Source organism: Stenotrophomonas sp. PS02298, from assembly GCF_029959445.1.
GTDB lineage: Bacteria > Pseudomonadota > Gammaproteobacteria > Xanthomonadales > Xanthomonadaceae > Stenotrophomonas.
The window spans coordinates 1-7,465 of sequence record NZ_JASCOR010000192.1 but is presented as its reverse complement, the minus strand read 5'-3'; the positions used below and the strand labels follow the sequence as shown (position 1 = coordinate 7,465).

General features: G+C 64.9%; 9 protein-coding genes. 8 read left to right on the top strand and 1 reads right to left on the bottom strand.

The genetic code is table 11. The features are described 5' to 3' along the window. Positions 1–245: 245 nt before the first annotated feature. Complete coding sequence (purT, locus tag QMX78_RS18975; RefSeq protein WP_282272486.1) at positions 246–1,430, bottom strand: formate-dependent phosphoribosylglycinamide formyltransferase; 1,185 nt, start codon at positions 1,428–1,430, stop codon at positions 246–248. Between the two features lie 261 nt (positions 1,431–1,691). Between purT and QMX78_RS18970 the strand changes: the two genes are divergently transcribed. The 8 genes from QMX78_RS18970 to QMX78_RS18935 are packed head-to-tail and all read left to right on the top strand — an operon-like array spanning position 1,692 to position 7,341. Next, positions 1,692–2,573: an SPFH domain-containing protein gene (locus tag QMX78_RS18970; protein ID WP_282272485.1), complete on the top strand. Its 882-nt coding sequence runs from the start codon at positions 1,692–1,694 to the stop codon at positions 2,571–2,573. Positions 2,574–2,595: 22 nt separating this feature from the next. Next, positions 2,596–2,880, top strand: a complete 285-nt coding sequence (locus QMX78_RS18965) for a hypothetical protein (protein WP_282272484.1) — start codon at positions 2,596–2,598, stop codon at positions 2,878–2,880. Continuing rightward, complete coding sequence (locus QMX78_RS18960; protein WP_282272483.1) at positions 2,877–3,056, top strand: Arc family DNA binding domain-containing protein; 180 nt, start codon at positions 2,877–2,879, stop codon at positions 3,054–3,056. The genes QMX78_RS18965 and QMX78_RS18960 overlap by 4 nt, the downstream gene beginning before the upstream one ends. After that, positions 3,053–3,235, top strand: a complete 183-nt coding sequence (locus QMX78_RS18955) for a DUF4177 domain-containing protein (protein WP_282272482.1) — start codon at positions 3,053–3,055, stop codon at positions 3,233–3,235. The genes QMX78_RS18960 and QMX78_RS18955 overlap by 4 nt, the downstream gene beginning before the upstream one ends. Further along, positions 3,235–4,530, top strand: a complete 1,296-nt coding sequence (locus QMX78_RS18950; RefSeq protein WP_282272480.1) for an alpha/beta fold hydrolase — start codon at positions 3,235–3,237, stop codon at positions 4,528–4,530. The genes QMX78_RS18955 and QMX78_RS18950 overlap by 1 nt, the downstream gene beginning before the upstream one ends. Further along, positions 4,527–5,099, top strand: a complete 573-nt coding sequence (locus QMX78_RS18945; protein WP_282272478.1) for a PH domain-containing protein — start codon at positions 4,527–4,529, stop codon at positions 5,097–5,099. Before QMX78_RS18950 ends, QMX78_RS18945 begins: the two co-directional genes overlap by 4 nt. 9 nt (positions 5,100–5,108) lie before the next feature. Further along, positions 5,109–5,927, top strand: a complete 819-nt coding sequence (locus QMX78_RS18940; RefSeq protein WP_282272475.1) for a M15 family metallopeptidase — start codon at positions 5,109–5,111, stop codon at positions 5,925–5,927. Next, positions 5,908–7,341, top strand: a complete 1,434-nt coding sequence (locus tag QMX78_RS18935; RefSeq protein WP_282272473.1) for an FAD-binding oxidoreductase — start codon at positions 5,908–5,910, stop codon at positions 7,339–7,341. The genes QMX78_RS18940 and QMX78_RS18935 overlap by 20 nt, the downstream gene beginning before the upstream one ends. Positions 7,342–7,465: the final 124 nt, after the last annotated feature.

Sequence of the window (7,465 nt, the reverse complement as noted above, 5' to 3'; positions counted from 1 at the left end):
AAAAAAAACCGCCGGATACGCGGGCGTTTTTTTTGTGTCTGTATTTTGACGGCGCGGCGAACGCCGCGAAGCTTGTACACCATCAGATGACGATGCATTCCGCTGCTGCAGCATTGTCAGCTTCGCGGCTTACGCCGCTCCCACAAGCGCGCGGGCGACTGCTGGTGCGGGGGATGCATCACAGCAGCGAAGCTTTACCCCTCCCCAACCCTCCCCTTGCCTTCGGCAAAGGGAGGGAGCAAATCTCAGCGCAGCTCGATTCCAATTGCCGCTGCAGCATCACGTGCGATCGCGCGTGCCTGATCCACATCGGCGGCGCGCGCCAGGGTCACGCCGACGCGGCGTTGGCCCTGCACCATCGGCTTGCCGAACAGGCGTAGTGCCGAATCCGGATGGATCAGTGCTTCGGCCACGTTGCTGTAGAACGGTACGCCATTGCCCTGCGCCAACATCGCACATGATGCCGATGCGCCGTTATGGCGGATGGTCGGGATCGGCAGGCCCAGAATCGCCCGCGCATGCAGCGCGAACTCGCTCAGCTCCTGCGATACCAGGGTGACCAGGCCGGTGTCGTGCGGGCGCGGCGAGACTTCGCTGAACCACACCGCATCGCCCTTCACGAACAACTCGACACCGAACAGGCCCCAACCACCAAGGTCATCGGTGATGGCACGGGCAATCTGCTGCGCACCTTCCAGCGCCTTGGCCGACATCGCCTGCGGCTGCCAGCTTTCGCGGTAATCGCCGTCCCTCTGCAGATGGCCGACCGGATCGCAGAACGCAGTACCTCCGGCATGGCGCACGGTCAGCAGAGTGATCTCGTAATCGAAGTCGATGAAGCCTTCGACGATGCAGCGGCCGGCACCGGCGCGGCCGCCGGTCTGCGCGTATTCCCAGGCCGGGCCGATGTCGGCCTCGCTGCGCAGCGTGCTCTGGCCCTTGCCCGAGGACGACATCACCGGCTTGACCACGCACGGCAAGCCGATCGCGGCGACGGCCTCGCGGTACTCGGCTTCGGTATCGACGAAGCGGTAGGGCGAGGTCGGCAGGCCCAGGGTTTCCGCGGCCAGGCGGCGGATGCCTTCGCGGTCCATGGTCAGGCGCGCGGCACGCGCGGTCGGGATCACCCGCAGGCCCTGCTCGGCTTCCAGCTGCACCAGGGTTTCGGTGTGGATGGCCTCGATCTCGGGCACCACCAGATGTGGCTGCTCCTGCGCGATCAAGGCCTTCAGTGCGGCCGGGTCGAGCATGTCCAGCACATGGCTGCGATGCGCAACCTGCATGGCAGGGGCATTGGCGTAGCGGTCCGCGGCAATCACTTCCACCCCGAAACGCTGCAGCTCGATGGCCACTTCCTTGCCCAGTTCGCCCGAACCAAGCAACAGGACGCGGGTAGCGGATGGGGACAACGGGGTACCGAGGGTGATCATCAGGCAGGTCCGGAAGGCACAAAAGAGGGTGCCTATTCTAGGCAAGCCGGCGCGCCGCGGGGGCTGCTGGCCCGGGCAAGCGCCAGCGCGCCCGGGGAGTGAGCGGAACTACCGTGGCGATTGCGGGCCAGCTTACTCCCCGGGTGCGCTGCCGCTTACCCGGGCTACGGGTTTCCGGCCCTGCGGGGAGCCTTGTCAAAACCGCTTGCATGTTGATATCAATTTGATATCTTTCATTCCAACTACCACGGAAGATGTGCCATGAAAGAGAAGTCCCTCGGTTCCATTACCGGTATTCCCACCCTCCTCGGCACCTTGCTGATGATGCTGGCCGGCACCGCTGCCATCGTCGGTGCGGTCGTGGTCACCAAGAACGGCACCGGTGGCGGCGGGATGCTGGTGCTTGGCGGCATCGCACTGCTGGTTGTTGGCATCTTCCTCAGTTGCGGCCTGTACATGGTCCAGCCCAACCAGGTGGCCGTGATCAGCCTGTTCGGCAAGTACGTGGGTACGGTCAAGGACAACGGCCTGCGCTGGAACAACCCGTTCTTCAGCAAGCGCACCGTCAGCCAGCGCGTGCGCAACTTCGAGAGCGGCAAGCTCAAGGTCAATGAACTGGACGGCTCGCCGATCGAGATCGCAGCGGTCATCGTCTGGCAGGTAGTCGATGCTTCCGAAGCGGTCTACAACGTCGACGACTACGAGAGCTTCGTGCACATCCAGTCCGAATCGGCACTGCGTGCGATGGCCACCAGCTATCCCTATGACCAGCACACCGAGGGCCAGCTTGCCCTGCGCAGCCACGCCGCCGAGATCTCCCAGCATCTGAAGGATGAGCTGGCCGAGCGCCTGGCCGATGCCGGCGTGCAGGTACTTGATGCCCGCATCAGCCACCTTGCCTACGCCCCGGAGATCGCCCAGGCCATGCTGCAGCGCCAGCAGGCCAGCGCGGTGATCGCCGCACGCACGCAGATCGTCGCCGGTGCCGTCGGCATGGTCGAGATGGCACTGCTGGAACTGCAGAAGAACGCCGTCGTCACCCTCGACGAAGAGCGCAAGGCACACATGGTCAGCAACCTGTTGACCGTGTTGTGCTCGGACCGCGGCACCCAGCCGATCGTCAATGCCGGTTCGCTGTACTGAACAACGTAGTGAGGTAATCGCAGTGAATGTTTTCGCCCCCCTGATCATCGCAGCCACCGGCGTTCCGGCCCTGTGCTTCGCCGTATGGAGCGGACGCCCCGGCACCGCCCATGCACGCGGGCTGGGCCTGCGCTGGGCCTTGATCGCGCTGTGCATGTTCGTGGCGGCCACCGGCGTCTATCTGGCCGGTGACAACCGCAACATCGCCTACGGCGTGATCATCGCGCTGGTGGTGGCGGTCAATGCGCTGGGCATTTCGCTGGTGCTGCATCTACGTCGCGGCAACAACGGAGCACCCCGCCGGTGAGCGAGAAGAAGGCCTATCCGCTGCGCATCAACGCTGATGTTCTGGCTGCGACCCAGCGCTGGGCCGACGACGAGCTGCGCAGCCTCAACGCGCAGATCGAGTACGTGATCCGCGACGCCCTGCGCAAGGCCGGGCGTCTCCCCAAACCTGAGCAAGAACCCAAGGAAGAGCCATGAGCACGCAGTGGAAATATCTGGTCGTGGGACTGAAGACCACCCTGATGGGCAGCTTCAAGACCGAAGCGCTGCAGGAGGAACTGGACAAGCAAGGCCGGCTTGGCTGGGAGCTGGTGAATGTGGTCCATGCCACACCGACCGTCTCCAGCCCGACCCTGATCTTCAAAAAGGCGCAATGATGAAAGCATTGAGCGGATGGATCACAGCAGCACTTCTTTCCCTCGCCAGCAGCGCACACGCTGCCGAGCCGGCCGCCTTGGCCACCCAGTTGCTTGACCGGCTTGATGCTGGCCAATACGCCGCTGCTGAAGCGGATTTTTCGCCGCAGATGAAAGCAGCGGTACCTGCTGAAAAGCTCAAGTCGGTGTGGGAGTCCCTGCCAGCGCAGATGGGCCCAGCCGGTCCCCGCGGCTCTGCCGTAACCAGCGAAGCCGACGGCTTCCGCATCGTCGTCATTCCTTTGCACTATGCAAATGGCGGGCTGCAGGCACGCATCGTGCTTGATCAGGATGACAAGGTGGCAGGCTTCCTGGTGCAGCCTGCAGCGGCTGCGCCGGCACCACCGCCTGCAGCGGATGCCAGCGTCATCGAGCAGGACTTCAGCGTACCGGCCAGTGGTAGCGCCAGCGCGCCACTGCCGGGCACGCTGACCCTGCCCAAGGGCAAGGGCCCCTTCCCCGCCATCGTGCTGGTGCACGGCTCCGGTCCGCAGGACCGCGATGAAACCATCGGCCCCAACCGCCCGTTCCTGGACATCGCGCGTGGACTCGCCGCGCAGGGCATTGCCGTGCTGCGTTACGAAAAGCGCAGTCATGCACGTCCGCAGGATTTCAAAGGCAGCTTCAGCGTTGATGACGAAACCACCAACGATGCGGTCGCGGCGGTAAGCGCGCTGGCGGGCAACGCCAACATCGACCCTCGCCACGTGTATCTGCTGGGCCACAGCCAGGGAGGATTGCTGGCCGGGCGCATCGCCAAGGCGGCCAATGGCAAGCTGGCTGGACTGGTACTGCTGGCTGCACCCGCGCGCCCCATCCTCGACCTGCTGGCCGAGCAGAACCGCTACATGCTTGGCCTGGACGGCACGATCAGCGCCGAGGACCAAGCCCAGCTCACCGCACTGGACGCAGCAATAGCGAACGTGCGCGGCAATCCCGAAGCGCGGTTGATGGATGTCCCCGGTCGGTTCTGGCAGCAGCTGGAAGCTGTCGACCCCATCGCCGACGCACGCGACAGCACGCTGCCAGTGTTGGTGCTGCAGGGTGGCCGCGACTTCCAGGTGATCGACACCGACTGGCAGCTGTGGAACAAGGGCCTGCAGGGGGAGCGCTACCGCTTCCGACACTACCCGGCCCTCAACCACCTCGGCATCGCCGGCGAAGGCAAGGGCTCACTGGAAGAATACGCGCGCCCGGGCCACGTCGATCCAGCACTGATCAGCGACATCGCGCTATGGATCAAGGCGCAGCGATGAGCGATCGCAACACCACGCCAACCGAGACAACGGCATTCAACGTCGCCAAGCCAACCAGCTCACTCCTGCTCTGGTTATGGGCGCCCATGCTGCTGGTGCTCAGCATCGATCCGCTGATCAGGGTGTTCGCCGGCAAGCCGCCTTTCCAGGCGACATTCGCCTCCTGGGGCGGCTGGTTGATATTGTTCCTCGTTGGCGCAGCGCTGACCGTGACCTATCGACGACGCGAACTGCGCGTTGAACCGAAGCAATTGACCATCGCCGCCACCTTGTACACCCGGCGCGTGGCGCTGAGTTCGATGCGGCTGGAACGCGCGCGCGTCGTCAATTTCGCAGAGAACCCTGATTTCAAGCCGGGCGGGAAATCCAATGGCTTCCAGTTCCCCGGCTTCCGTGCGGGTCACTTCCACATGAAGGGTGGCGGCAAGGCCTTCTGCCTGATCACCGACAACAGCCGCGTACTGGTGATCCCGCTGCGCGACGGCAACAGCGTGCTGGTCAGCCCCGAACAGCCGCGCGCCCTGCTGGATGAACTCAGGCGGCTGGCCGACGGCGGCGCACAGGCCTAAGCTGCGTACATGCGCAACGCTCCCCATATTCTGCTGAACACACCCGACATCGAGATCTGGCCGGGCGGCCTGTTGCGCGCGCGCAGCAGTGACGATGCACGCGTGCTGGCGCGGGCAACGCATGTACTGCGACGCAAACGCGATGGGCGCTACCTGGCGGCGCAACTGCGCGGCGGCCTGATGCCCCTGGTGACACGGCTTGCGGACGAATCCGGCATCGACTTTGCACTGACCGCGCTGGAAGCCTTGCGCACACAGCCATCCCGCATTCCCCCCGCGCCCGGCAGCCTGCCCTTGCATCAACTGCAACTGCATCTGCAGCAACTGGATCTGGATGCCGACGCCTACGCCGCCCGGACCGGTCTGCCACTGGTCGCCGAACCCGTGCATCTGCACCTGGCTGGCTTTGATCGCTACCGCAGGCCACTCTGGCTCACCCGTGGTGCGGCGCGCGGCTGGCAGCGCATGCAGCAGGCAGCGGCTGTTGATGGCGTCGCGCTGGATGCAATCTCCGGCTACCGCAGCCATGACTATCAGCTCGGCATTTTCGAACGCAAGCTGGCGCGCGGGCTGAGCGTGGACGAGATTCTCACCGTCAACGCCGCACCTGGCTACAGCGAACACCACGGCGGTGACGCACTGGACATCAGTACGCCGGGCGAACCACCTGCCGAGGAATCCTTCGAGCACACCGCAGGCTTCGCCTGGCTGCAGCGGCACGCCGCAGGTTTCGGCTTCCACATGAGCTACCCACGCGACAACCCGCACGGCATCATCTACGAACCCTGGCACTGGTGTTATCGCCGCAATGAAAACGCCACCGCCTGAGGGTGAACGCCGACGACTGGTGCAGGCAGCGCTTGGCGCAGGCCTGCTGGCCCAGCTGCCCGCATGCAAACCCCGATCCAGCCAGACATTGGCCAGCGATGTCGCGCAACTGGACCGCACCGCCGTTGCCGGCGTGGTGCGCCCTGCCAGCAGCGCCGGCGTCATTGCCGCCCTGCAACGTTGGCCGGGAACGGTCTGCGTCGCTGGCGGCCGCTACAGCATGGGCGGACAGACCCGGGCCGAACATGCGCTGCAGCTGGACATGCAGCGCATGGATCGCCTGCTGTGGCTGGACCCGGAAACACCCAGCGTGCGCGTGCAGGCTGGCATGCGCTGGCGGCAACTGCAGGAGCATCTGGATCCGCGTGACCTCGCCGTCAAGGTGATGCAGAGCTACAGCAACTTCAGCATCGGCGGCTCGGTATCGGTCAATTGCCACGGCCGCTATGTCGGCAGCGGCGCACTGGCGGGCAGCGTGCGCGCCCTGCAACTGGTCACCGCCGATGGTCGCTTGCTGGAGTTGTCCCGCCAGCTGCAACCGGCATTGTTCGCCGCGGTGATTGGCAGCTACGGCGGCCTTGGCGTGATTACCGAAGTCGAGCTGGACCTCGCGCGCAACGAAAGAATGGCACGCAGCGTCGAACAGCTTGCCCTCGCCGACTACCCGGACTGGTTCAACGCCCATGTACTGGGCAGGCCCGGGGTAGTGCTGCACAACGCCGACCTGCTGCCACCGGACTTCAATGCTCCGCTGGCGATCAGCTGGAGCCGCAGCAGCGCCGCACTGACCGATGCAAGACGACTGATGCCCATCCGCGCCAGCCACGCCAAGGACCAGAACCTGATCTGGGCCGCATCCGAACTGCCCGGTGGCGACCAGCTGCGCGATCTCTACCAGACACGCAGCCTGCTCACCGAACCACGCGTGGTGATGCGCAACCTGGAAGCCAGCCTGGATGCGGCGTCGCTGGAACCACGCACCCGCCGCATGTCGTCCTACCTGCTGCAGGAATACTTCATCCCGGTTGCCGGATTCGCGTCCTTCGCACGCACCATGGCCGGAATCCTGCGCAGGCACGACGTCAATGCACTGAACATCTCGATCCGCCACGCGCCTGCCGACAACACCTCGTTGATGCGCTGGGCGAGCGAGGAGGTGTTCTGCTTCGTGCTGTACCACAAGCAACGCAGCTGGAACGCAGCCGAACAGTACAGCAGCGGCTGGACCCGCCGCCTGATCGACGCCGCGCTCGAGCATGGCGGTCGCTACTACCTGCCCTACCGTCTGCACGCCAGCCAGGCGCAGTTCCAGCGCGCCTACCCGCAGGCGACGCAGTTTGCCGCCATCAAGCAGCAGCTGGATCCTGGCAATCGTTTTCGCAACCTGCTGTGGGAGCGCTACCTGCCGCGTTGAGCGGGCTCGAAGCCAAAGTCGCCCTTGTGTATGCGGACTTCCCGCTTTCCAGGGATACCGGCTTCGCGGCTTACGCCGCTCCTGCAATCGGGAGCGCACCGCATTTGTGGGAGCGGCGTAAGCC

Excerpts from the sequence above, each read along its gene's own strand:
- purT (WP_282272486.1), bottom strand. The coding sequence starts at position 1,430 with ATGATCACCCTCGGTACCCCGTTGTCCCCATCCGCTACCCGCGTCCTG.
- QMX78_RS18970 (WP_282272485.1), top strand. The coding sequence starts at position 1,692 with ATGAAAGAGAAGTCCCTCGGTTCCATTACCGGTATTCCCACCCTCCTC.
- QMX78_RS18955 (WP_282272482.1), top strand. The coding sequence starts at position 3,053 with ATGAGCACGCAGTGGAAATATCTGGTCGTGGGACTGAAGACCACCCTG.
- QMX78_RS18950 (WP_282272480.1), top strand. The coding sequence starts at position 3,235 with ATGAAAGCATTGAGCGGATGGATCACAGCAGCACTTCTTTCCCTCGCC.
- QMX78_RS18945 (WP_282272478.1), top strand. The coding sequence starts at position 4,527 with ATGAGCGATCGCAACACCACGCCAACCGAGACAACGGCATTCAACGTC.
- QMX78_RS18940 (WP_282272475.1), top strand. The coding sequence starts at position 5,109 with ATGCGCAACGCTCCCCATATTCTGCTGAACACACCCGACATCGAGATC.
- QMX78_RS18935 (WP_282272473.1), top strand. The coding sequence starts at position 5,908 with ATGAAAACGCCACCGCCTGAGGGTGAACGCCGACGACTGGTGCAGGCA.